At 66.9% G+C, this 21,243-nt stretch carries 21 protein-coding genes, 1 pseudogene and 2 riboswitches; of the genes and pseudogenes, 10 read left to right on the top strand and 12 right to left on the bottom strand.

The window, feature by feature from the left end; all coding sequences use genetic code 11:
• Positions 1 to 38: 38 nt before the first annotated feature.
• Positions 39 to 1,421, bottom strand: coding sequence for an adenylate/guanylate cyclase domain-containing protein (locus EC839_RS03745; RefSeq protein ID WP_007158489.1), 1,383 nt, complete (start codon positions 1,419 to 1,421; stop codon positions 39 to 41).
• 200 nt (positions 1,422 to 1,621) lie between these two features.
• Between EC839_RS03745 and EC839_RS03740 the strand changes: the two genes are divergently transcribed.
• Positions 1,622 to 2,188, top strand: a complete 567-nt coding sequence (locus EC839_RS03740; RefSeq protein ID WP_132832204.1) for a nitroreductase — start codon at positions 1,622 to 1,624, stop codon at positions 2,186 to 2,188.
• Here the strand turns inward: EC839_RS03740 and EC839_RS03735 are convergent.
• The 4 genes and pseudogenes from EC839_RS03735 to EC839_RS03715 form a co-directional block, all read right to left on the bottom strand.
• Entirely contained in the window at positions 2,163 to 3,536 is a 1,374-nt protein-coding gene (locus EC839_RS03735) for a HAMP domain-containing sensor histidine kinase (RefSeq protein ID WP_007158487.1), read from the bottom strand. The two genes, EC839_RS03740 and EC839_RS03735, sit on opposite strands and share 26 nt — an antisense overlap.
• Before the next feature lie 197 nt (positions 3,537 to 3,733).
• Complete coding sequence (locus tag EC839_RS03725) at positions 3,734 to 4,168, bottom strand: Spy/CpxP family protein refolding chaperone (protein ID WP_007158486.1); 435 nt, start codon at positions 4,166 to 4,168, stop codon at positions 3,734 to 3,736.
• Between the two features lie 111 nt (positions 4,169 to 4,279).
• Positions 4,280 to 4,957 (bottom strand): annotated as a pseudogene (locus EC839_RS03720) (response regulator transcription factor).
• Between the two features lie 4 nt (positions 4,958 to 4,961).
• Positions 4,962 to 5,546, bottom strand: a complete 585-nt coding sequence (locus tag EC839_RS03715; RefSeq protein ID WP_007158484.1) for a septation protein A — start codon at positions 5,544 to 5,546, stop codon at positions 4,962 to 4,964.
• 60 nt (positions 5,547 to 5,606) lie between these two features.
• Between EC839_RS03715 and EC839_RS03710 the strand changes: the two genes are divergently transcribed.
• The 3 genes from EC839_RS03710 to EC839_RS03700 are packed head-to-tail and all read left to right on the top strand — an operon-like array spanning position 5,607 to position 7,944.
• Positions 5,607 to 6,479, top strand: coding sequence for a PHP domain-containing protein (locus EC839_RS03710; RefSeq protein ID WP_007158483.1), 873 nt, complete (start codon positions 5,607 to 5,609; stop codon positions 6,477 to 6,479).
• A complete protein-coding gene (locus tag EC839_RS03705) occupies positions 6,476 to 7,105 on the top strand; it encodes an L-threonylcarbamoyladenylate synthase (RefSeq protein ID WP_007158482.1) in 630 nt (209 codons plus the stop codon). Before EC839_RS03710 ends, EC839_RS03705 begins: the two co-directional genes overlap by 4 nt.
• Positions 7,102 to 7,944, top strand: a complete 843-nt coding sequence (locus EC839_RS03700; protein WP_007158481.1) for a ScpA family protein — start codon at positions 7,102 to 7,104, stop codon at positions 7,942 to 7,944. Before EC839_RS03705 ends, EC839_RS03700 begins: the two co-directional genes overlap by 4 nt.
• Here the strand turns inward: EC839_RS03700 and EC839_RS03695 are convergent.
• The 3 genes from EC839_RS03695 to EC839_RS03685 are packed head-to-tail and all read right to left on the bottom strand — an operon-like array spanning position 7,935 to position 9,184.
• Positions 7,935 to 8,309 carry a cobalamin biosynthesis protein gene (locus EC839_RS03695; RefSeq protein ID WP_007158480.1) on the bottom strand — a complete coding sequence of 125 codons (375 nt, stop codon included), beginning with the start codon at positions 8,307 to 8,309 and terminating at the stop codon, positions 7,935 to 7,937. The two genes, EC839_RS03700 and EC839_RS03695, sit on opposite strands and share 10 nt — an antisense overlap.
• On the bottom strand, positions 8,309 to 8,986 hold the full coding sequence (locus tag EC839_RS03690) for a CbtA family protein (protein WP_007158479.1): 678 nt from the start codon (positions 8,984 to 8,986) through the stop codon (positions 8,309 to 8,311). Before EC839_RS03690 ends, EC839_RS03695 begins: the two co-directional genes overlap by 1 nt.
• 12 nt (positions 8,987 to 8,998) lie before the next feature.
• The gene (locus EC839_RS03685; protein ID WP_007158478.1) at positions 8,999 to 9,184 is read right to left on the bottom strand and encodes a CbtB domain-containing protein; all 186 of its coding nucleotides are present in this window, start codon (positions 9,182 to 9,184) and stop codon (positions 8,999 to 9,001) included.
• A gap of 85 nt (positions 9,185 to 9,269) precedes the next feature.
• A riboswitch (cobalamin riboswitch) is annotated at positions 9,270 to 9,476 on the bottom strand.
• 58 nt (positions 9,477 to 9,534) lie between these two features.
• A riboswitch (cobalamin riboswitch) is annotated at positions 9,535 to 9,861 on the top strand.
• A 102-nt stretch (positions 9,862 to 9,963) separates the two neighbouring features.
• Between EC839_RS03685 and cobW the strand changes: the two genes are divergently transcribed.
• From cobW to EC839_RS03665, 4 genes are read left to right on the top strand one after another with little or no spacing between them, the layout of a single operon-like run.
• On the top strand, positions 9,964 to 11,016 hold the full coding sequence (cobW, locus tag EC839_RS03680) for a cobalamin biosynthesis protein CobW (RefSeq protein WP_007158477.1): 1,053 nt from the start codon (positions 9,964 to 9,966) through the stop codon (positions 11,014 to 11,016).
• A gap of 6 nt (positions 11,017 to 11,022) precedes the next feature.
• Positions 11,023 to 14,772 carry a cobaltochelatase subunit CobN gene (gene cobN / locus EC839_RS03675; protein WP_007158476.1) on the top strand — a complete coding sequence of 1,250 codons (3,750 nt, stop codon included), beginning with the start codon at positions 11,023 to 11,025 and terminating at the stop codon, positions 14,770 to 14,772.
• Position 14,773: 1 nt separating this feature from the next.
• Positions 14,774 to 15,817 carry an ATP-binding protein gene (locus tag EC839_RS03670; protein ID WP_007158475.1) on the top strand — a complete coding sequence of 348 codons (1,044 nt, stop codon included), beginning with the start codon at positions 14,774 to 14,776 and terminating at the stop codon, positions 15,815 to 15,817.
• Positions 15,818 to 15,837: 20 nt separating this feature from the next.
• Complete coding sequence (locus EC839_RS03665; protein WP_165904653.1) at positions 15,838 to 16,482, top strand: VWA domain-containing protein; 645 nt, start codon at positions 15,838 to 15,840, stop codon at positions 16,480 to 16,482.
• A 116-nt stretch (positions 16,483 to 16,598) separates the two neighbouring features.
• Here EC839_RS03665 and EC839_RS03660 read toward each other — a convergent pair whose 3' ends face one another.
• The 4 genes from EC839_RS03660 to EC839_RS03645 all read right to left on the bottom strand — a co-directional run bounded on the left by EC839_RS03660 (position 16,599) and on the right by EC839_RS03645 (position 20,496).
• Entirely contained in the window at positions 16,599 to 17,519 is a 921-nt protein-coding gene (locus EC839_RS03660; protein ID WP_132832201.1) for a metal ABC transporter substrate-binding protein, read from the bottom strand.
• Positions 17,520 to 17,530: 11 nt separating this feature from the next.
• Positions 17,531 to 18,400, bottom strand: a complete 870-nt coding sequence (locus EC839_RS03655) for a metal ABC transporter permease (protein WP_007158472.1) — start codon at positions 18,398 to 18,400, stop codon at positions 17,531 to 17,533.
• Positions 18,397 to 19,131, bottom strand: a complete 735-nt coding sequence (gene aztA / locus EC839_RS03650) for a zinc ABC transporter ATP-binding protein AztA (protein ID WP_007158471.1) — start codon at positions 19,129 to 19,131, stop codon at positions 18,397 to 18,399. The genes EC839_RS03655 and aztA overlap by 4 nt, the downstream gene beginning before the upstream one ends.
• Before the next feature lie 267 nt (positions 19,132 to 19,398).
• Entirely contained in the window at positions 19,399 to 20,496 is a 1,098-nt protein-coding gene (locus EC839_RS03645; RefSeq protein WP_007158469.1) for a DNA topoisomerase IB, read from the bottom strand.
• A 90-nt stretch (positions 20,497 to 20,586) separates the two neighbouring features.
• Between EC839_RS03645 and EC839_RS03640 the strand changes: the two genes are divergently transcribed.
• Together EC839_RS03640 and EC839_RS03635 are read left to right on the top strand one after the other, a co-directional pair.
• Positions 20,587 to 20,844 (top strand): DUF3253 domain-containing protein, encoded by a 258-nt coding sequence (locus tag EC839_RS03640; protein ID WP_007158468.1) that lies wholly within the window; start codon positions 20,587 to 20,589, stop codon positions 20,842 to 20,844.
• Between the two features lie 73 nt (positions 20,845 to 20,917).
• Entirely contained in the window at positions 20,918 to 21,226 is a 309-nt protein-coding gene (locus tag EC839_RS03635) for a PepSY domain-containing protein (RefSeq protein ID WP_132832200.1), read from the top strand.
• The last annotated feature ends 17 nt before the right edge of the window (positions 21,227 to 21,243 follow it).

The following is a 21,243-nucleotide window of genomic DNA, read 5'->3' as shown; positions in this document are numbered from 1 at the left end:
ATCCGGGGCTTTTTTCTGCCTGCAAGAAAAGCGGGCGGTTAAAGGATCACCTTGTCCTTGAGCTTTTCCGCCGCCAGCTGCAGCGCCTGGATGACCCGCTCCTTGTCGTAGTTCTGGATGTTGTTGGTATCCAGGTACATGGAGAAGCCCGGCAGTTCGTGCTCGACATAGCTGGGGGAGGCGCCCAGGTCGCGACGGAAGTCCACCACCTGATAGATCTGCACCGGCTTGCTGAAGCCCTTGACGGTGATCCAGCTCTTGTCGCGGCACATGATGGTTTCCTTGACCAGCGAGTAGGTCTCGTGGCTGATCAGGATCTCGCCGGCATCGGCGGCATTCTCCAGGCGGCTGGCCAGGTTCACTTCGCGACCGATGATGGTGTAGTCCATGCGCGTGCTGGAGCCGAAGTTGCCGACCGTGCAGTAGCCGGTGTTCAGGCCCATGCGGATCTCCAGCGGCTTGTTGATGCCCTGGCTGCGCCACTGCTGGCGCAGGACCTTCATGTGCTTGCGCATGGCGATGGCCATGGAGACCGCGGCCACGGCGTCCTTCTTGGCGCCCTGGCTGTTGGCGTCGCCAAAGAACACCATGACGCAGTCGCCGACGAACTTGTCGATGGTGCCGCCGTATTTGACGGCGATCTTCGACATCTCGTTGAGGTAGTTGTTGAGCATGTCGGTGAGGGCTTCGGCCTCGAGTTCTTCGGACAGCTCAGTGAAGCCCTTGATGTCGGAGAAGAACACCGTGATCTTCTTGCGCTGGGTACCCAGAGCGATGTGCTGCTTGCCGGTGAAGATGGATTCCCAGACCTGGGGCGAGAGGTATTTGGCCAGGTTGTGCGCCAGGATCGCCGACTTTTCCTGCTCGCGCTTGAGGTCGTCGTTGATCTGGATGAGGCGCTTGCGCTGGCGATGCAGGAAGTAGCCGGTGCCCCAGAGGTGCAGCATGGTGCCCACCACGCTGGTGACCGCCACCAGCAGCGGACTGGTGAGGTCGACACCCTGGAAGAAGGTGGCGCTGCCCAGCGCCGCGGCGCTGGTGGCGAACAGCAGGCACAGGCCGAGCAGGCGCGGACCGCCGCGCAGCATGCTGGTGTAGCCGAGCATGAACAGCAGCATCAGGGTGGGCATCAGCGGGAAGCGCAACACCACCGCGGCCATGCCGACATGGATGGCGTCCAAGGCGGCAAGGATGATATCGGTCTGGGCGCCGCGATCGCGTCTGAGCTTGAGGCTCAGGGTCTGGGCCACATGGGGGTAGAGCAGGGCATAGGGGATCAGCCACAGGCCCACCGCATCGGCCTGGGTGTAGTACCCGGCGGTGACGCTGGCGGCAGCGATCAGATAGGCGAATACCCGGGCGTAGTAGACGCCCAGGCTGTCACCGGACGCAGCGAGGAACCGGTTGAGCGCAAACTTCATCTGTCGGGTCCGTTTCGAAAAAGGCGAGAGGTCGGGATAACTCCGTTCGCGACGATGAAAGCGGCCGGGTTTTCTAGCATTCGCGATCTTAGCCGACCGCCCCGGTAGCGGCCAAGAATGTCAGCCATTCCGCTGCTGTGACAGCCAAATTCGGCAGTCGTCCCTGGGGTACACTGCGGCATCTTTACAGGAGAGACGCTATGGATGCCCTCGAAGCCCTTTGCAATCGTGCCTCGGTCGGTCGCCTGACCGAACCGGGCCCAACGCCCGCGCAACTCGAGATCCTGCTGCGCGCCGCGGACCGGGCGCCGGACCACAAGCTGCTGGGCCCCTGGCGGTTGATCCTGGTGAGCGGCGCCGGCCGAACGGCGCTTGGCGAGCTCTATGCCGACGCCCTCTGCCGGCGCGAGCCCGACGCCGATGCGGCGGCCCTGGACAAGGCGCGGCGCATGCCGCTGCGGGCTCCCCTGGTGATCGCCGTCGTCGCCACGCCCCAGGAACACCCCAAGGTGCCGGTCCAGGAGCAGATCATCACCGCCGGCTGCGTCGCCCACGGCCTGGTCAACGCGGCCTTCGCCCTGGGCCTGGGTGCGGTCTGGCGCTCCGGTGAGTTCAGCTACGATCCCTGGGTGCTGCAGGGGCTGGGACTGGCCGAGGACGAACAGCTGGTGGGCTACATCTACCTGGGCACGCCGGAGATGGCGCCGCGGATCCCGGCGCCGCGTGATCTGAGCGGCCAGGTCAGCCATTGGTCAGGACCGGTCTGAGCGGCAGGGTGACGGTGGCGAGAAAGCCGCCGTCCGGGTGATTGCTCAGGTGCAGCTCGCCACCATGGCGTTGGATGGCGCGGCGGGCGATGGCCAGCCCCAGGCCATAGCCGGTGGCCTGCTGCTGATCCGAGCGGAAGAAGGGCTCACCCAGCCGGGGCAGGTCGTCGACCTTGACTCCGGGACCATGGTCACGCACCTGGATGCGCACCTCGCCCGCGGCGGCGGTCGCCGAGATGACGATCGGCAGGGCGGGCGGGTTGAAGCGCAGCGCATTGCGCAACAGATTGTCCAGGGCCCGTTCCAGCACATCGGGCCAGCCGTCCAGCCGCAGGGCGGCGGGAACGTCCAGTTCCACCTGCTGCTGGGGGGCGCTGAGCTGGGCGTCCTCGACCAGGCCTTCCAGCAGCGGGTGCAATTCCAGCTGCTCGGGCGGACCAGGATCCGCTTCCTGGCGGGCCAGGGCGAGAATCTCGCCGATCAGGGTTTCCAGGCGGTCGCATTCCAGGGTCAGGCGCGGCCACATGTTGCCCAGGTCATGGGGATCGGAGCGTTCGGCCAGCGCCAGGGCGATGCGCAGGCGGGCCAGGGGGGAGCGTAGCTCGTGGGACACATCGCGCAGCAGCTGCCGCTGGCTGTCGATCAGGCGCTGCAGATGGGCGCCCATGCGATTGAAGTCCTCGGCCAGCACGCCCAGTTCGTCCTTGCGGCGGGCGAGGCGGGCGAGGGTGTCCTGCTGATAGGCGGTCTGCCCGAGATCATGGACCGCACGCCTGAGATGATTGAGCGGGCGGGTCAGGCTGAGGGTCAGCAGCAGGCTGAACAGGGTCAGTACCACCGTGGCGATGGCCAGCATGCCGACCGGCCAGAACAGGCTCTGGCGGCGCCAGGCGCCCAGTTCGGGGGTGGGCAGGTGGTAGATGAACAGGTAGGTCTGGCCGCTCGGGCTGGTGTATTCGTCGGTCAGGCGTCGCCAGGGCAGCGGCCGGTTGGGGTCGCGGGCGCCAGGGCCGGGGCGCTGCTGACGCTGCGGCTGGTCGAGATCCTGGTCGAAGATGCGCGGTGGCAGGGTGCCGCGCACCAGGGGCGAGCCGTTCTCGCCCAGCACCAGCACATCGATGCCGTAGCGGCCCTTGCGCTGTTCGAGCAGGCCTTGGGCGGCGGCGGGACCGTCGTTTTCATAACGTTGCACCCACTGTTCGGGGAGGTCGCGCAGGCCGGGATGCTGCGCGAGTATCCAGGAATCCTGGTCGGCCAGGTGGCCGAGCAGCATGGTCAGGCCGACCGCGGACAGGATGGCCAGCCAGAAGGTGGCGAAGATGCGCCAGAAGAGGGAACGAAAAACCATGCAGTCGCCTTAGAAGCTGCTCAAAGTCTGCTGCGCGTCGGCCAAACGGCGTTGAAAATGCCTTCGGAATGCTCATTTACCACTCGTAAACTCCGCTTCCTCAGGCATTTTCGCCTTGTTTGTCTCTAGCTCGCGAGACTTTGGGCAGGTTCTTGGTCAGACGCTGCGCCGAGGACCATCGGCGCAGCGATCGGGGATCAGGAGGACTTGTGGTCCTGCTTCCACTGCTGGAACTCGGCCCACTCCTTGGCGCGATCCTCACGCTTCTTTTCCATTTCGTCGAAGCGCTTCTGCTGATCGGGCTTGAGCAGGGCGCGAATGGACTGACGGGTCTTGTCGCGACTGCCATCCAGCTGATCGTGCAGGGCCTTGCGCTGATCCTCGGGCAGCTTGTCGAGGTAGCTCTTGACGATCTCGCGCTGCTGCTGGCGTTCCTCGCCCATCAGCTTGCCGACCTGCTCGCGTTGCTCGGGGGTCAGCTTGAGACCGCGCAGGGGGCCATCGCCACGCGGACCGCCGTCCATCAGCTTGCCGTGGGGCGGCGGGGTGATGTCGGTGCTGTCCTGGGTAGCGGCCAGGGTCAGGGTCGGCAGCAGGGCGGCGAACAGCACGGCGGGCATGAGTTTGCGCATCGGGAAATCTCCTTGGGATGACCGGTGCAACACCGGATGAGCCCAGTCTAGGAGCGGGGGAGTCAGTGGCGGTCAGCGGGGGTAAAGAGGGGGTAAAGGCTGCGCGGTGGGCTAGACGCTGTAGTAGTAGCCGCGGCCCCGCAGCGCCAGGATGCGCGGACGACCGTCGGCATGGCTGCCGAGTTTGCGGCGCAGATTGCTGACATGCATGTCCAGGCTGCGATCGTAGAGGGTCAGCTTGCGGCCCAGGGCCGCCTGGGCCAGGGCCTGCTTTTCCAGGGGTTCGCCCGGTTGCCGCAGCAGGGCTTCGAGGATGCGGCTCTCGGTGAGGGTCAGGGTGATCTCGGTTTCGCCGATGTTGGCGACGCCGCGCGCCAGACTCAGCGACAGGTCGCCCAGCTGCAGGCGGGCCGCGGGCTGGGCCGGATGACTGCGTCTGAGGATGGCTCGGAGGCGCGCGGTGAGTTCGCGCGGATCGCAGGGCTTGGCCAGGTAGTCGTCGGCACCCAGCTCCAGGCCGAGGATCCGGTCGAGGGGTTCGCCCCGTCCCGACAGCATCAGCACGGGCAGTTGCGGATGATCGCTGCGCAGCTACTTGAGCAATTCCAGGCCACTGCCGTCAGGCAGCATCACGTCCAGCACCACCACATCCGGTGTCGCCTCGCGCAACTGGGTGCGGGCGTCGCTGCCGGCATGACAGGCGTTGACCTCGAAGCCTTCCTGTTTCAGCCAGGCACCGAGCAGGTCGCACAGTTCCTGGTCGTCGTCGATCAGCAGTATCTGACTCATGGGATCAGTCTCGCGGTTCATCCATGGGTTGCAGATGGCGCGCCAGATAGAGGCCCTGACCGAGCATGAACACCAGGGTCATCGCCAGACTGCCAAAGACCTTGAAGTCGACCCAGAAGCTTTCGTAGGTGAAGGCCACGTAGAGATTCGCGCAGCCGCAGACGATGAAGAAGACGATCCAGGCGATGTTCAGCCGCGTCCAGATGGGGGCTGGGAGGCGCACCGCGTGGCCCAGCATGCGCTGGATCAGCGGCTTGTCGCCGATGAAATGGCTGCCCAGGAAGGCCAGGGCGAACAGCCAGTTCACCACCGGCGCCTTCCATTTCAGGAAGGTCTCGCTATGGAAGGCCAGGGTCATGCCACCAAACACCAGGCAGGCGATCAGCGTCAGCCACTGACTCTTCTCCAGCCGGCGCTGGGTCGCGAAGATCGCGCCGTAGACCACCAGGGAGGCGATGATCAGCACCGCGGTGGCACTGAAGATGCCGCCCAGGGTAAAGGCGTGCCCGGCGAACTCCACCGGACGCGGATCGAGCTTGTAGACCAGGAAGAACAGGAGCAGAGGGATGAAATCGATGAATTGTTTCATTAACGCAGCCGATAGCAGTGCATCGCGGCATAATACCTGATGAAGCCGGAGGAGAAAGCCATGCGTATCGACCTGCACTGTCATACCACCGCGTCGGACGGCGCCTTCGCGCCCGCCGAGGTGGTCAGACGCGCCCATGAGCGCGGGGTGCAACTGCTGGCCATCACCGACCACGACACCCTGGATGGCTATGCCGAAGCCCTGGAAGCCGCGGACGGCCTGGGTCTGCGCCTGCTGCCCGGGATCGAGATGTCCTGTACCTGGGGTGGGGCGACCCTGCATGTGCTGGGCTACAACTTCGCCCCCGAGGCGCCCGAATTGAACGCTGCGCTGGAAGCCCTGCACGAGGGACGCTGGGAACGCGCCCGGGAAATCGACCGGCGGCTGGCGGCCAAGGGCATGCCCGGCACCCTGGACGGCGCCCGGGCGGTGCAGCTGGCCCTGGGCGACAGTCGCAATGCGCCGGCCCGGCCGCATTTCGCCGAATACCTGGTGCAGGCCGGCTTCGTCGAAGACCGCGGCGATGCCTTTCGCAAGTGGCTGGGCGGCGGCAAGCTCGGCGACGTCAAGCAGCACTGGCCGACCCTGGCCGAGACCCTGGCGACCCTGAAGGGCGCCAAGGCATGGATCAGTCTGGCCCACCCGCTGGCCTATGGCTTCACCCGCACCAAGCTGCGCAAGCTGATCGGCGAATTCGTCACCGGCGGTGGCCACGCCATCGAGGTGGTCAATGGCGTGCAGCCGGCGGAGCAGGTCGGCACCCTGGCAATTCTGGCGCGGGAATTCGGTCTGATGGTCAGTGCGGGCAGCGATTTCCATGCGCCGGCCGACTGGTCGGAGCTGGGGATGTACCGCCCGTTGCCCGAAGATCTGCCGCCCCTCTGGGCGCGCTTCAGTCAACCGCTGTACCCTCAGAATCGGGAACCCCAATGAGCCAGTTCATCGAGATTCATCCGCAGAATCCCCAGTCGCGGCTGATTCGTCAGGCCGTGGAAATCATCCAGTCCGGCGGTGTCATCGCCTATCCCACCGATTCGTCCTATGCACTGGGCTGCCGTATCGGCGAGAAGAGCGCGGTGGAGCGTATCCGCCGCATCCGCCAGCTCGACGACAAGCACAACTTCACCCTGGTGTGCTGCGACCTCTCCGAGCTGGGCATCTATGCCAAGGTGGACACCAGCGCCTTCCGCCTGCTCAAGGCCTACACCCCCGGACCCTATACCTTCATTCTCAACGCCACTCGCGAGGTGCCGCGCATGCTGCTGCATCCCAAGCGGCGCACCATCGGCGTGCGGGTGCCCCACCATCCCATCACCCTGGCGCTGCTGGAGGCGCTGGGCGAGCCGCTGATGAGCGTGAGCCTGATTCTGCCGGGGGATGACGAGGCCCTGGGCGATGCCTGGGAGATCCGCGAGCGTCTCGAGCATTTCGTCGACCTGGTGATCGAGGGCGGTCCGGGTGGCCTGCAGCCCTCCACCGTGATCAGCCTGGCCGATGACGAGCCGGAAGTGATCCGCGTCGGTGCCGGCGATCCCACGCCCTTCATGATCGAAGCATGAGCGAAGCCCTGGACCCCCAGCTGCTCGAACCCGAGCAGCTGCGCCTGGCGCTGGTCTATGGCGAGGCCTTCACCGAACTGCCCCAGGACCTCTACATTCCGCCGGATGCGCTTGAGGTCTTTCTCGAAGCCTTCGAGGGGCCTCTCGACCTGCTGCTCTACCTGATCCGCAAACAGAACATTGACATCCTCGACATTCCGGTCGCCGAGATCACCCGGCAGTACATGAGCTACGTCGAGCTGATGAAGGCGGTGCAACTGGAGCTGGCCGCCGAATACCTGCTGATGGCCGCCATGCTGGCGGAGATCAAGTCGCGCATGCTGCTGCCGCGCGCCGAAGGCCTGGAGGCCGAAGAGGAAGACCCGCGCGCCGAACTGATCCGCCGGCTGCAGGAATACGAGCGCTTCAAGAAGGCCGCCGAGGACCTCGACGACCTGCCGCGGGACGGACGCAACTTCGTGGTGCCCAGCTTGCCGGCGCCCGAGGCGCGGGCGCGCAAGCTCCTGCCCGAGGTGGAGCTGGGCGAGTTGCTGCTGGCCATGGGCGAGGTCCTGCGCCGCGCCGACCTGTTCGAGAGTCACCAGGTGACCCGCGAGGTGCTGTCCACCCGCGAGCGCATGAGCCAGGTGCTGGAGCGCCTCAAGGATGGCGCCTTCGTGCCCTTCGTGGCGCTGTTCACCCTGGATGAAGGCCGGCTCGGGGTGGTGGTGACCTTCATGGCCATCCTCGAGCTGGTCAAGGAATCCCTGGTGGAGCTGGTGCAGAACGAGCCCTTCAGCCCCATCCATGTCCGCGCCCGGGTCAGAGACACTGATGCGGAAGAGGTCGCTCAGGCATAAGCCAGCGCTGCCGTCGCGGCCGCGCTCTTGCGCTTGCCGACCCGCAACCGGGCGCCTTCACCGGCCGCGGCCAGGGCCGCGGCTTCAGCCACGCTGGGACTGCCGGTGTGTTGCAAGGCGACCGCACTCGGCGCGGCGATGCCCTCCTGTTGCGCCAGCCGTTCGGCGGAGAAGCCCTGCAAGGGCAGTTGCCAGCGCTGGGCCAGGTGTTGCAGTGCGTTTTCCTCCACACGGCGGTCCACCGTCGCCAGCGCCGTGAGGGCGCTGGGGTCGCAGCCGGCCTCCTGCAGCACTGCCAGGGCCAGCGCGGTCAGCTCCTCCACCGAACAGCCCCGGCGGCAACCCAGGCCCAGGACCAGCGCCATCAGGCCTGAGGCGCCTGGCGATGGAACAGCCAGCTGCAGGCGAGTCCCAGGAGCAGCCAGAACGGCAGGTTGCTGGCCAGCACGGCGATCTGGAAGTGCCGTTGCAAGGCCTCCGGTGCCAGGCTCGCCTGAGCGACGGGTTGGGGCGCACCCAGCAGATGGGGAATGAGCAGCAGCCCGAGGGCGGCGATCTTGAAGCGGGGATGGCGAGTGAACGCCAGGAGCGCGAGCGCCGCGGCAGTGGCACCGGCAGTGCCCAGCCACCAGGCTTGACGCAGGGTGAGATCCGCCGCGGCCGTGCCGGGTAGCTCCGGCGGCAGGCCGAGGCTGGGCGCCAGGCAAAAGGTGGCATAGCCGGCCAGGCCCCACAGCAGGCCCTGGTGCAGGCGGGTCGGGCCCCTCAGGTTGAACAGGCCCGCCAGGATCAGGCCGAAGCCTACCGCCACTACCAGGTTGCCACCAAAGGTCGACAGGGTTCGCGGCCAGCCATCCGCCGGCCCCCAGGCTGCTTCTTCACCATGATCATGCTGTCCGGCCATGGCGGGCGCCTCGGTCTGGACCTCGTAGGTTTCCGCCTGGAGGATGAGCGGGGTCAGCCACAAGCTTTGCAGGACACTCAATAGCAGGGCAGCGAGCAGACCGGCCACGCCGGCACTGAAGGCAATACGCTGGAACATGGCGAACTCCTTTTAGTGGCAGGGGAAGCCTTCGCTATGGCGGGTATCGTGGGCGCCGTTGTGCAGCGCCTCGACATGGGAGAAACCGGCCAGAAGCACCAGGCCCAGGCCGAGCAGGCAGGCGAGCAGGGTGGCGGTCAGGCGCTGGGTGCGGGTACTGGTCTGGGGCAGGGCGGTGGTCGAGCGGGTAGCCGTCATGGCAGGGCCTCGGAGTCGAAGCGGCAGGGACGCGCCGAGGCAGCGAGCCGCAGGCGGCCGCCGTCCAGCACGACCGCCCACCGCGGGTTGCTTGAAAGCAGCAGGCCGGTCTCCGGACTCACGAGGGTTGCAGGCTGCAACTACCAGGATCGCCTTCCCCAGACTTGCCGGCCGGGTGGCATCGTGATCCTGCGCTCGTCTACCGTTGCGGGGGCAGTGCCGGACTCGGACCGGCTTCCCGTTTCACCGCGACCCATGGCGGAGTCGCGACACCTGAAGCAGCGGCGAGCAGACCACGCGCCTCGTCCGCCGGTCAAGTCTGGCCGATTGACACCCCGGCGGGGCACTCGTAGCCTGTCGCGTTCCGAGGTGCTCTTGTCGACAAGAGCTTGAAAGGGAACGCGGTGCGACACCGCGGCTGCCCCCGCAACTGTAAGCGGCGTTTTTAGCCTCTCCACTAGAGCCTGTTCATAATTTGCTGCGCGTCGGCCAAACTGCGTTGAAGCTGCTTTCGGAATGCTCATTTACCATTCGTAAACTCCGCTTCCTCAAGCATCTTCGCCTTGTTTGACTCTAGCTCGCGAAATTATGAACACGCTCTAAGGCCACTGCTCACGCGGGAAGGCCGGAGCCGGGCGCCGCGAGCCAGGAGACCTGCCTCGCCACGTTTCGAACACGCAACCGGGCGGGGTGATCCGGGCTGCCATTGGGGCCTCGCCGCGGCGCGAGCGCCTGGCATGCCTGCCCGTCTTCTTTCGCTTTCTCTCTAAGGGCAGCCCATGAAAACCCTGGCCAAGACCCCCGTCACCATCGTCACTGGCTTCCTCGGTTCCGGCAAGACCACCCTGCTGCGGCACATGCTCGACCACGCCGAAGGCCGCCGCATCGCGGTGATCGTCAACGAATTCGGCGAGCTGGGCATCGACGGAGAAATCCTGCGCCAGTGCAGCATCGGCTGTACCGAGGAAGAGGCCCAGGGCCGCGTCTTCGAACTGGCCAACGGCTGCCTGTGCTGCACCGTGCAGGAAGAATTCTTCCCGGTGATGAAGGAGTTGGTGGCCCGCCGCGGCGACATCGACCATATCCTCATCGAGACCAGTGGCCTGGCCCTGCCCAAGCCCCTGGTGCAGGCCTTCCAGTGGCCGGAGATCCGCAACGCCTGCACGGTGGATGCGGTGATCACCGTGGTCGACAGCCCCGCGGTGGCGGCCGGCACCTTCGCCGCCCATCCCGAGCAGGTGGACGTCCAGCGCCGCCAGGACCCCAACCTCGACCATGAATCGCCGCTCCACGAGTTGTTCGAAGACCAGCTCGCCAGCGCCGATCTGGTGATCCTCAACAAGGCCGACGGCCTGGATGCCGAGGCCCTGGCGCGGGTACGTGCCGAGGTCACCGAGGAGTTGCCGCCGGCGGTCAAGGTGGTGGAAGCCAGTCGCGGCGTGCTGCCGCTGTCGGTTCTGCTGGGGCTGCAGGCCGAATCCGAGGCCCATATCGACAGCCGTCCCACCCACCATGACCTCGAAGGTCATGAAGACCACGATCACGACGAATTCGACTCCTTCGGCGTCCAGCTGCCCGAGGTGGCCGAGGCGACCCTGCTGGCGGCCCTGGCCGAGGTGGTCAAGACCCATGGTGTGCTGCGGGTGAAGGGCTTCGCGGCCGTCGCCGGCAAGCCGCTGCGACTGCTGGTCCAGGGGGTCGGCACCCGCTTCGACAAGCACTTCGACCGCCCCTGGAAGACCGATGAGACTCGCAGCACCCAGCTGGTGCTGATCGGCCAGGAATTGGACCAGGCGGCCATCACCGCCCAGTTGCGCGCCGCGGTCGCCTGACGCCAGATGCATCTGCTGCGTACCCAGCCGGGCGGCTTTGTCCCCGACGACGGCATCGCTCACCTGGCGCAGACGCCCGGTGAGATCGTCGTACTTTGCAGTGGCGATTCGCACTTGGCGCTGCTGGCGGAGGCGACCCGTAGCCTGGACGAGGACTATCCGAGTCTGCGCCTGGCCAATCCCATGCAGTTGCAGAACCACGCCTCGGTGGACCTCTATGTCGAGGAGGTGCTGAGCCAGGCGCGAGTGGTGTTCATCTCCCTGCATGGCGGCCAGGGTTACTGGCGCTATGGCATGGAACGGCTGGCCGAGTTGGCCGCGCGGGGGCTGACCCTGATCACGGTACCCGGCTGCGATCGGCCCGATCCTGAGCTGATGGCCCTGGGTACGGTGGCCCCGGAGCTGGCCGAACGGCTGTGGCGCTATCTGCGCCAGGGAGGGCTGCGCAATGCCCAGGATTTCCTGCATTGCCTGGCGGCCGAATGCCTGGGTGCCCCGTACACCTACCAGCCGCCACGGGAATTGCCGCGGGTGGCGGTCTATCAGCCGGAAGGCCTGGGTCTGGACGGCTGGCGCCAGCACTGGCGACCGGATTGGCCGACCGCGGCGCTGCTGTTCTATCGCACCCATCTGCAGTCGGCCAACACCGCCTTCGTCGACGTCTTCTGCCAGCAGCTGGCCGCCGAAGGGCTGAATCCGTTGCCTATCGCCGTGGCCAGTCTCAAGGAGCCGGCCTGTCTGGAGGAGGTGGAGCGGCTGCTGGACGAGACCAACGCCGCGCTGATCCTCAATACCACCGGCTTCGCCCAGTCCAGTCCGGAGCGGCCGAATCTGACGCCGTTCCGTCGCCCGGTGCCGGTGCTCCAGGCCATCTGCGCCCAGGACAATCGCGAGCGCTGGCTGGAGAATCCCCAGGGTCTGGGGGCCCGCGACCTGGCCATGCATATCGCCCTGCCGGAATTGGACGGGCGCATCATTACCCGGCCGATCAGCTTCAAGGGCCTGGCCTGGCGCTGCGAGCGCAGCCAGAGCGACGTGGTCAACTACCAGGCCGATGGCGAACGCATGGCCTTCGTCGCCCGTCTGGCGCGTAATTGGATCGAACTGGCACGGCGTCCTGCGGCGGACAAGCGCATCGCCCTGATCCTGGCCAACTATCCGACCCGCGATGGCCGCATCGGCAATGGCGTGGGCCTGGATACCCCGGCGGCAGCGCTCGGGGTGCTGCAGGCCCTGCAGACGGCCGGCTATCCGGTGGCCAATCTGCCGGACAGCGGCACCGCCCTGATCGAGCGCCTGCTCGGTGGGGTGACCAACGACAGCGCCCTGCGCGATCTGCGCCCGGCGTTGCAGAGTCTGGCGCTGCAGGACTACCAGGCGTTGTTCGCCGGGTTGCCGCTCAGCCTGCAGCAGGCGGTGACCGAGCGCTGGGGCGGACCCGAGACCGATCCCATGCACCGTCGCGGTCGGCTCATGGTGGCCGGGGTGCGCTTCGGCCTGACCTTTGTCGGCATCCAGCCGGCACGTGGCTACGACGTCGATCCGGCGGCTGTCTACCACGATCCTGCGCTGGTGCCGCCCCATGGCTACCTGGCCTTCTATTTCTGGCTGCGCGAGGCCTATGGCGCCCAGGCCGTGGTGCATCTGGGCAAGCACGGCAATCTGGAGTGGCTGCCGGGCAAGGGCGTCGGGCTGTCGGCGGAGTGTTGGCCGGACGCCATTCTCGGACCGCTGCCCAACGTCTATCCCTTCATCGTCAACGACCCGGGCGAGGGCGCCCAGGCCAAGCGCCGCACCCAGGCGGTGATCATCGACCACCTGATGCCGCCGCTGACCCGAGCCGAGAGCTACGGGCCGCTGCGCGATCTGGAGCGCCTGGCCGACGAATACTATGACGCCAGCCTGCTGGATCTGCGGCGCGCCACCGAGTTGCGCGGCGAGATCCTGCAACTGGTGCGCGAGACCGCTCTGGATCGCGAGCTGGGGCTGGTGATCACCGACGATCCGGACAGCTGGCTGCCGCAACTGGACGCCTATCTCTGCGATCTCAAGGAATCCCAGATCCGCGACGGCCTGCATGTGTTCGGTGAATCCCCGACCGGGCAATTGCGTCGCGATACCCTGGTGGCGCTCTTGCGCATCCCCCGTGGCGATGCCCAGGGCGGCAATGCGAGTCTCTTGCGGGCGCTGGCCAAGGATCTGCAGCTGGAGTTCGATCCCCTGGCCGCCGACCTGGGCGAGCCCTGGCAAGGGGCGCGCCCGGCTTGCCTGGCGGCGCTGTCCGCCGAACCCTGGCGCACCCTGGGCGATACCCGGGAGCGCCTGGAATTGCTGGCCCTGGCGCTGGTCGCCGCGATGGTCGATGCCGAGCCCTTGCCGTTGGCGCTGGACGAATTGCCGGCGACCCGTCCGGTGCTGGAACACCTGGTCACCCAGGTGGCGCCGGCACTGGACGGCTGTGGCCCCGCTGAAATCGGCGGCCTCCTGGCGGCCCTGGACGGGCGCTTCGTGCCGGCCGGTCCCAGCGGCGCGCCCAGTCGCGGGCGGCTGGATGTCCTGCCCACCGGGCGCAACTTCTTTTCCGTGGACGTGCGCAACCTGCCGAGCATGACCGCCTGGCGGCTCGGTTGGCAGTCGGCCAATCTGCTGCTGGAGCGTCATCTGCAGGAGGAGGGCGACCACCTGCGCCAGCTGGGTCTTTCGGTCTGGGGCACGGCGACCATGAGGACCGGCGGCGACGACATTGCCCAGGCCATGGCGCTGTTGGGTGTGCGCCCGGTGTGGCAGACCGGCAGCGCCCGGGTCGAAGACTTCGAGATCCTGCCGCTGTCGCTGCTGGATCGTCCGCGGGTGGACGTCACCCTGCGCATCTCCGGTTTCTTTCGCGATGCCTTCGGCGGTCTGGTACGGCTGTTCGATGCCGCGGTCCAGGCGGTGGCCGCTCTGGACGAGCCGGACGATCTCAACCCCCTGGCCGCCCAGGTTCGCCGCGAGCGCGCTGCCCTGGAAGCGGCCGGTACCGCTGCTGACCTCGCCCGGCGTCAGGCCGGCTGGCGCATCTTCGGCGCTCAGCCCGGTGCCTACGGCGCCGGTGTTCAGGGCGCGGTGGAAGAACGCCAGTGGCAGGATCGCAGCGAACTGGCCACGGCCTACCTCAACTGGGGCGGCTACGCCTATGGCGCCGAGGATGAGGGTACCGTCGCCCGCGATGACTTCTCCCGCCGCCTCGGTCGGCTGCAGGCCGTACTGCAGAACCAGGACAACCGCGAGCACGACCTGCTCGATTCCAACGACTACTACCAGTTCCAGGGCGGCATGCTGGCCGCCGCCGAGACCCTGAGCGGCCAGCGGCGCGCCAGTTACTTCGGCGATCATGCCCAGGCCGATCTGCCGAAGATCCGCACCCTCAAGGAAGAGCTGGGCCGCGTGGTGCGCTCCCGGGCAGCCAATCCCAAGTGGATCGCCGGCATGAAGCGCCATGGCTACAAGGGGGCCTTCGAGATGGCCGCCACCGTGGACTACCTGTTCGGCTTCGGCGCCACCACCGAACTGGTGGAGGATCACCAGTACCGGCAACTGGCCGATGCCTATCTGCTCGACGCCGATACCCGTGACTTCGTCGAGCGCCACAACCCCGAGGCCCTGCGCGACATGACCGAGCGCATGCTGGAGGCCCAGCAGCGCGGTCTCTGGCAACAACCGGGCGACTACCGCGAAGCCCTCGAACAGCTGCTGATGGATATGGATGAAGCTTGAGATGACCGCCCCCGTCTTTCCCCTGGCCGCCGTGGTCGGCGCAGACAGCCTCAAGTTGGCGCTGTGCCTGAATGCCATCGATCCCCGTATCGGCGGTGTGCTGATCGAAGGTCCCCGGGGCATGGCCAAGTCGACCCTGGCCCGGGGCCTGGCCGATCTGCTCGGCGGCGGTCCCTTCGTCACCCTGCCTCTGGGCGCCAGCGAAGAGCGCATCGTCGGCACCCTGGATCTGGATGCGGCGCTGGGCGAAGGCCGGGCGCGCTTCGCGCCGGGCGTACTGGCGGCGGCCCATGGCGGCGTGCTCTATGTCGACGAGGTCAATCTGCTGCCGGATCACCTGGTCGACCTGCTGCTGGATGTGGCGGCCAGTGGGGTCAACCGGGTGGAGCGCGACGGCATCTCCCATGAGCACGCCGCGCGCTTTTTGCTGGTGGGCACCATGAATCCGGAGGAGGGCGAGTTGCGTCCGCAGTTGCTGGACAGGTTCGGCTTCGCCCTGGCGCTGGACAGCCGGCCGGCCCCCCGTGAGCGGGCGGAGATCCTGCGCCGACGCCTGGCCTTCGACAGCGATCCGCCAGCCTTCATTGCGCAGTGGGAAGCGGCGCAGGCGGAACTGCGTCAGCGCTGCGCCGTGGCCCGTACACGGCTGGCTGACATTCCTCTGGACGATGCCGCCCTAGAGGCCATCACGGCAGGCTGCCACCAGGCCGGTGTCGATGGCCTGCGCGCCGACCTGGTCTGGCTACGCGCGGCCCGCGCCCATGCGGCCTGGCGCGGCGCCACGGCGATCGAAAACGCCGATATCGCCGCCGTGGCCGAATTCGCCCTGCGCCATCGGCGCCGCGAACTGGCGGATGGTCCCTCATTAATACCACCCCTACAGGATGATTTGACTCCCACTACTCCGGAGCGAGAGCCTGGCGATCAACAGGAGCAGGGGGATGCCGAGACCGCGCAGGGCGAGGGCGATAGCTGGGGTGCCCTGGCGCCGGAGCCCACTGCAACGGGTCCCAGACGCCGATTGGGCGGGGCAAAAAAGCCCTAGGCATCCGATCATCCGGCACCCTGGATCGCGATGCCCGAAGCGGGACGGGCAAGGCCGCAGGCGGTCGCCAGGGCGCGCGTTCGCCGGGTACCGAGGGCCCTGTTGCCTGGGTGCCGACGCTGCTCCGCGGGCGTCCACGTTGCGCGGGTGATCTCCTGCGGCAACCGCGCCGGCAGCGTCCGGCCCAGCTCTGGCTGGTGATCCTCGATCACTCCGCGTCCACCCGCCGCCACGGTGCCCTGGCCCAGGCCAAGGGGCTGCTGGCCGACTGGTTCGAGCAGGCCTATCGCCAGCGGGTCAGGGTCGCGGTCCTGCAGACGGCGGGGGCGCGACCCGAATGGTCTTTCCAGGGCCAGCGTAGCGGTCAGGCCCTTCAGGCATGGCTGGAGCAGCTGGGCGCGGGAGGCGGAACGCCGTTGCTGGCGGGACTGGCCGAAGCTCAGGCCTGGTTGACGAGCCGTCGGCGGCAACACCCCGACGAGGAATGCCAGCTGCTGCTGGTTACCGATGGACGTCTGCGTGAGCTGGAGGGGGGGGGCCTACCGGACTGTCCCATCCGGGTGCTGGATATCGAATTGGGACCACTGCGCCTGGGACGGGCAGGGGAACTGGCTCGGCGCCTGGGTGCGGAATACCTTCACCTCGAGGAGGTACCGGTGGTCTAGCCACCGGTGCGGCGTAGGTCGGGTTGAGACGGTCCCATCGTCGAATCCTGACATCGAGGCACTCGAGCCTCGTTCTGTTGGGCTTCGCTGCGCTCAACCCAACCTACCAGAGAGCCTCAATGCCCGCCCTTCATCGCCTTGACCAGGGTATCCACGTTGTAGCGGAACATGGCGGCATAGGTGGGCGCCGGGCCGTCTGCCGGAGACAGGGCTTCGACGTACAGCTCGCCACCCGGCTGGGCACCGCTGGCCTTGGCGATCTGCTGTACCAGGCGCGGATCGTTGGAGTTCTCGAAGAAGTAGGTGGCGACATGCTCCTGCTTGATCTGGCGGATCAGCTTGGCGACGTCCTGGGCGGACGCCTCGGCTTCGGTCGATAGCCCCAGCGGCGAGATGAAGGTCAAGCCATAGGCGTCGGCGAAGTAGCCGAAGGCATCATGGGAGGTCAGTACCTTGCGTTTGGCCTTGGGTACCTGGCCGATCTGTTCGCGGGCATAGCGATCCAGGGCTTCCAGTTCGGCGATGTAGCGATCGCCGTTGGCCTTGAAGGTGGCCGCGTCCGCCGAATCCACCGCGGACAGCGCCTTCACCACGTTTCGGGTGTAGACGACCACGTTCAGCGGGTTGTTCCAGACATGGGGATCGATACCGCCATGGTCGTGATCATGGTCCGCGTGGCCGTGTTCATCCTCGTCTTCCGCCATCTCGCGGGTCTTGATCCCCTCACTGAGCACCACCGGCGGGCGCGCCTGGCCGGAGGCCTTGATCAGGCGGTCCATCCAGCCTTCCAGGTGCAGGCCGCTCATGAACACCACATCGGCCTGTTTCAGCGCCTGGGCATCGGTGGGCGTCGGTTCATAGGCATGGGGATCGCCATTGGGACCGACCAGGGAGGAGACCTGCACCTGATCGCCACCGACCTGTTTGACCACGTCGGCGATCACGGTAAAGGTGGCGACGGCCTTGACCGGTGCGGCCTGGGCCTGGCCGGCAGCGGCGAGCAGGAGGGCAGCGCCGAGGGAGAACAGGGATTTCATGGTGACTCCTTTCAGTGGGTGAGATGGGGGCGGGGGCGCAGTCGCCGGTAGAGACCCAGGCGACCGAACAGCAGGGACAGGAGGTAGCAGCCACCCGCAGTGAGGACGATGGCCGGACCCGAGGCGCAGCCAAGGTGGTAGGACAGCACCAGGCCGATCAGGCCGCTGAGGCTGGCGATCAGGCTGGCTACCGCCATCAGCCCGGGCAGGCTGTTGGCCCAGAAGCGCGCCGCGGTGGCCGGCAGCATCATCAGACCCACCGCCATGAGGGTGCCCAGCGCCTGGAAACCGGCGACCAGGTTGAGCACCACCAGCAGCAAAAACAGCAGGTGATAGAGCGAACCGCGACCACCCACGGCGCGCAGGAAGCCCGGATCGAAGCACTCCAGCGCCAGCGGCCGGTAGATCACCGCCAGCACCAGCAGCGACAGGGTGGCGATGCCGGCGACCAGGTAGAGCGCCGTGGCGTCGATGGCCAGTATGGTGCCGAACAGCACGTGCAGCAGGTCCACGCTGGAGCCGTGCAGTGACACGATCAGCACCCCGGCGGCCAGGGACATCAGATAGAAGCTGGCGAAGCTGGCATCCTCGCGCTGGCTGGTGAAGCGGCTGACCAGGCCGGCGAGACCGGCCACCAGCAGGCCGGCGAGCATCCCGCCGATGCCCATGGCCGGCAGCGACAGCCCGGCGACCATGAAGCCCAGGGCTGCGCCTGGCAGCACGGCATGACTCATGGCATCGCCCACCAGACTCATGCGCCTGAGCATCAGCAGGACACCCACCGGACCGGCGCCCAGTGCGAGGGCCAGGCAGGCCACCAGGGCGCGGCGCATGAAGCCGAATTCGACGAAGGGTTCGACGAGAAATTGATAGAGAGTCATGCGCGTTCACAGACCGCCGCGTTGGCGTCCCAGCGTTCGGCGAGATTGCGCGCGCGGGCCAGATGCTCGCTGACCAGCACCTGATCGGTGTCGCCCCAGGCGATGGCCTCCCGGGCCAGCAGCAGGGTCTCGGGAAAGTGCTGGCGAACCTGCTCCAGGTCGTGCAGCACGGCGATTACCGTGCGGCCCTGGCCATGCCAGCGGCGGACGACGGTCAGCAGGTCTGCGGTGGTGCGCGCATCGATGGCGGTGAAAGGCTCGTCCAGCAGCAGCACGGGAGCGTCCTGCAACAGCAGGCGGGCGAACAGTACCCGCTGGAATTGCCCAGACGAGAGAGCGCCGACCAGGCGGTCTTCCAGGCCTTCGAGACCCACCGCCTGCAGCGCCCTGGCCGCTTCCTCCCGGTGGGCGGCGGTCACCCCGCGCCAGAGGCCCAGGCCGCGCCAGGCGCCCAGCACCACGGTTTCCAGCACGCTGAGGGGAAAGCTGCGGTCGATCTCGGCGGCCTGGGGCAGGTAGCCCAGACGGCGTTGCGGCACCGCGCGGTTGACCCGGCCACTGACGGGTCTCAGGGTGCCGGCGATGGCCTTGAGCAGGGTGGACTTGCCGGCGCCGTTGGGGCCGACGATGGCGGTGAGGCTGCCGGTCCGGAAGCAGCCGCTGAGATGATGGATGGCCGGATGTCGCTGATAGGCCAGGGTCAGGTCCTGGAGTTCGATGGCCGCGCTCATGGCAGGGCGACCGCCCAGAACACGGCCAGCCACAGGGCGACCAGGGGAATGCTGGCGAGCAGCAGGCGGGCGGGTACGGAGAGCAGCAGCAGGGAAGCGCGCGGGGATGCCATGATCGAGCCTTGGATAACGTGCAAAAGTTATAACATAACAAATGCAGTAGCGTCATCAGGGCGCGCGGGATGAATCACGCCAGGCGAGCAGGGTCTGGTTTTGCCGCAAAGCGTTCCCTGCCCCATGCAAGAGGCAGGGAAGGGCACCACCCTGTCAGGCCGCCTGGGTCTCCGCCATCCGCTCTTCCAGCCGTTGCAGGAAGTTGAGCAGCAGAACCTCTTCCTCCTTCAGCCCCTTGCGCTTGCGCGGTTTGGGCAGGGTGCAGAGGTCACCGGCGAGGAAGGCATCCAGCACCCCGGGATGGATGTAGCACTTGCGGCAGACCGCCGGGGTATTGCCCAGGGTGCGGGAAACCGCCTTGACCATGTCCACCAGTTCCTTCTTGGCATCGGTCTGGGTCTCGCAGCGCAATTCGCGCAGGGCTTCCAGGGCAAGGGCGCTGCCCGCCCAGGTGCGATAGTCCTTGGCGGTGAAGTCGGCGCCGGTGAGTTCGTGCAGGTAGGCGTTGACGTCCGACGAGGTCACGGTATGGCGTTCGCCATCACCGTCCACATACTGGAAAAGGTGCTGGCCGGGCAGCTCCAGGCACTTCTTCACGGTGCGCGCCAGCCGCGGATCGCTGACCTTGATGTCGTGCTCCACCCCGCTCTTGCCGCGGAAGTGGAAGGCGATGGTGTTGCCATGCACCTCGGCGTGCCGGTTGCGCAGCGTGGTAAGGCCATAGGACTTGTTGCTCTTGGCATACTGGGCGTTGCCGACCCGGATCAGGGTCGCGTCGAGCAGGCTGATGACCGTGGCCATGACCTTTTCCCGACAGAGGCCGCGGCGGGCGAGATCCTCTTCTACCCGCTGCCGCAGCTTGGGCAGGGCCTGCCCAAAGGCCAGCATCCGCTCGTACTTGTCGGTATCGCGGATCTCGCGCCAGCGCGGGTGGTAGCGATACTGCTTGCGACCGCGGGCGTCGCGTCCGGTGGCCTGCAGATGGCCGTTGGCGTCCGGACAGATCCAGACGTCGGTATAGGCCGGCGGGATGGCCAGCTTGTTGATCCGCTCGACTTCCGCCTGGTCGCGGATGCGCTCGCCAGCGGGGGTGAAGTAGGCCCATTTGCCACGCAGCTTGCGCCGGCTCAGGCCCGGCTGGCTGTCGTCGACGTAGTTGAGGTCGGGCGGCAAGGGGGTGCAGAGGGCGGTACCGGTGTCGTCACGCTCATCGGCGGGGATGGGCAGGTCGGTCTGGGCGAGGCGTTGCATTACTTTCGAGGGTTTCGAGCGAGAGGTCATGACTGCACCGACGATTTCCTGGTCGAAACGGTGGACTCCAGGAAACAGGACCCGGTTCTCATGACAGCGCTCGAGCCGACCGACGCACAGTTGCGCGAAGCCTTGCTGGCCAAGGCACGGGCGCGCCGCCCAGGGACCACCTTCTGTCCTTCGGAAGTTGCGCGCGACCTTGCGGCGGACTGGCGACCACTGATGGAGCCCCTGCGCGAGGTGGCACGGGAGCTGGCTCGCGCAGGCCAACTACGGGTGACGCAGAAGGGCGAGGTCCTGGACACCGAAGCGCCCTGGCGCGGTCCGATCCGATTAAGCTTGGCTTAAGCGGCGTTTAAGTTTCGATTAATGGCCGATGGCTACTCTGGAACCCGTTCAGACAGCAACCAGAGGAATCACCATGAAAAAGCTTACCGCCCTCGCGACCGCCACCCTCTTGCTCACCGGTATGGGCGTTGCCCAGGCCCGCGATCTCGGCCCCGACGAAGCCCTCAAGCTGCGTGACAGCGGCAAGATCAAGAGCTTCGAGGTGCTCAACCAGTCCGCCATCGCCAAGCATCCGGGCTCGACCACCCACGAGACCGAACTGGAAGAAGAATACGGTCGCTACATCTATCAACTGGAACTGCGTGACCCCAAAGGTGTGAAATGGGATCTGGAACTCGACGCCACCACCGGCGAAGTCCTGAAAGATCAGCGCGACGACTGACCGTTGTCCTCGCCGGA

The organism is Pseudomonas sp. JUb52 (assembly GCF_004341115.1).
GTDB classification, from domain to species: Bacteria; Pseudomonadota; Gammaproteobacteria; order Pseudomonadales; family Pseudomonadaceae; genus Chryseomonas; species Chryseomonas oryzihabitans.
Note: the sequence above shows the minus strand (reverse complement) of the source record. Positions and strands in the feature narration are given on the sequence as shown.

Excerpts from the sequence above, each read along its gene's own strand:
- EC839_RS03745 (WP_007158489.1), bottom strand. The coding sequence starts at position 1,421 with ATGAAGTTTGCGCTCAACCGGTTCCTCGCTGCGTCCGGTGACAGCCTG.
- EC839_RS03740 (WP_132832204.1), top strand. The coding sequence starts at position 1,622 with ATGGATGCCCTCGAAGCCCTTTGCAATCGTGCCTCGGTCGGTCGCCTG.
- EC839_RS03735 (WP_007158487.1), bottom strand. The coding sequence starts at position 3,536 with ATGGTTTTTCGTTCCCTCTTCTGGCGCATCTTCGCCACCTTCTGGCTG.
- EC839_RS03725 (WP_007158486.1), bottom strand. The coding sequence starts at position 4,168 with ATGCGCAAACTCATGCCCGCCGTGCTGTTCGCCGCCCTGCTGCCGACC.
- EC839_RS03715 (WP_007158484.1), bottom strand. The coding sequence starts at position 5,546 with ATGAAACAATTCATCGATTTCATCCCTCTGCTCCTGTTCTTCCTGGTC.
- EC839_RS03710 (WP_007158483.1), top strand. The coding sequence starts at position 5,607 with ATGCGTATCGACCTGCACTGTCATACCACCGCGTCGGACGGCGCCTTC.
- EC839_RS03705 (WP_007158482.1), top strand. The coding sequence starts at position 6,476 with ATGAGCCAGTTCATCGAGATTCATCCGCAGAATCCCCAGTCGCGGCTG.
- EC839_RS03700 (WP_007158481.1), top strand. The coding sequence starts at position 7,102 with ATGAGCGAAGCCCTGGACCCCCAGCTGCTCGAACCCGAGCAGCTGCGC.
- EC839_RS03695 (WP_007158480.1), bottom strand. The coding sequence starts at position 8,309 with ATGGCGCTGGTCCTGGGCCTGGGTTGCCGCCGGGGCTGTTCGGTGGAG.
- EC839_RS03690 (WP_007158479.1), bottom strand. The coding sequence starts at position 8,986 with ATGTTCCAGCGTATTGCCTTCAGTGCCGGCGTGGCCGGTCTGCTCGCT.
- EC839_RS03685 (WP_007158478.1), bottom strand. The coding sequence starts at position 9,184 with ATGACGGCTACCCGCTCGACCACCGCCCTGCCCCAGACCAGTACCCGC.
- cobW (WP_007158477.1), top strand. The coding sequence starts at position 9,964 with ATGAAAACCCTGGCCAAGACCCCCGTCACCATCGTCACTGGCTTCCTC.
- cobN (WP_007158476.1), top strand. The coding sequence starts at position 11,023 with ATGCATCTGCTGCGTACCCAGCCGGGCGGCTTTGTCCCCGACGACGGC.
- EC839_RS03670 (WP_007158475.1), top strand. The coding sequence starts at position 14,774 with ATGACCGCCCCCGTCTTTCCCCTGGCCGCCGTGGTCGGCGCAGACAGC.
- EC839_RS03660 (WP_132832201.1), bottom strand. The coding sequence starts at position 17,519 with ATGAAATCCCTGTTCTCCCTCGGCGCTGCCCTCCTGCTCGCCGCTGCC.
- EC839_RS03655 (WP_007158472.1), bottom strand. The coding sequence starts at position 18,400 with ATGACTCTCTATCAATTTCTCGTCGAACCCTTCGTCGAATTCGGCTTC.
- aztA (WP_007158471.1), bottom strand. The coding sequence starts at position 19,131 with ATGAGCGCGGCCATCGAACTCCAGGACCTGACCCTGGCCTATCAGCGA.
- EC839_RS03645 (WP_007158469.1), bottom strand. The coding sequence starts at position 20,496 with ATGCAACGCCTCGCCCAGACCGACCTGCCCATCCCCGCCGATGAGCGT.
- EC839_RS03640 (WP_007158468.1), top strand. The coding sequence starts at position 20,587 with ATGACAGCGCTCGAGCCGACCGACGCACAGTTGCGCGAAGCCTTGCTG.
- EC839_RS03635 (WP_132832200.1), top strand. The coding sequence starts at position 20,918 with ATGAAAAAGCTTACCGCCCTCGCGACCGCCACCCTCTTGCTCACCGGT.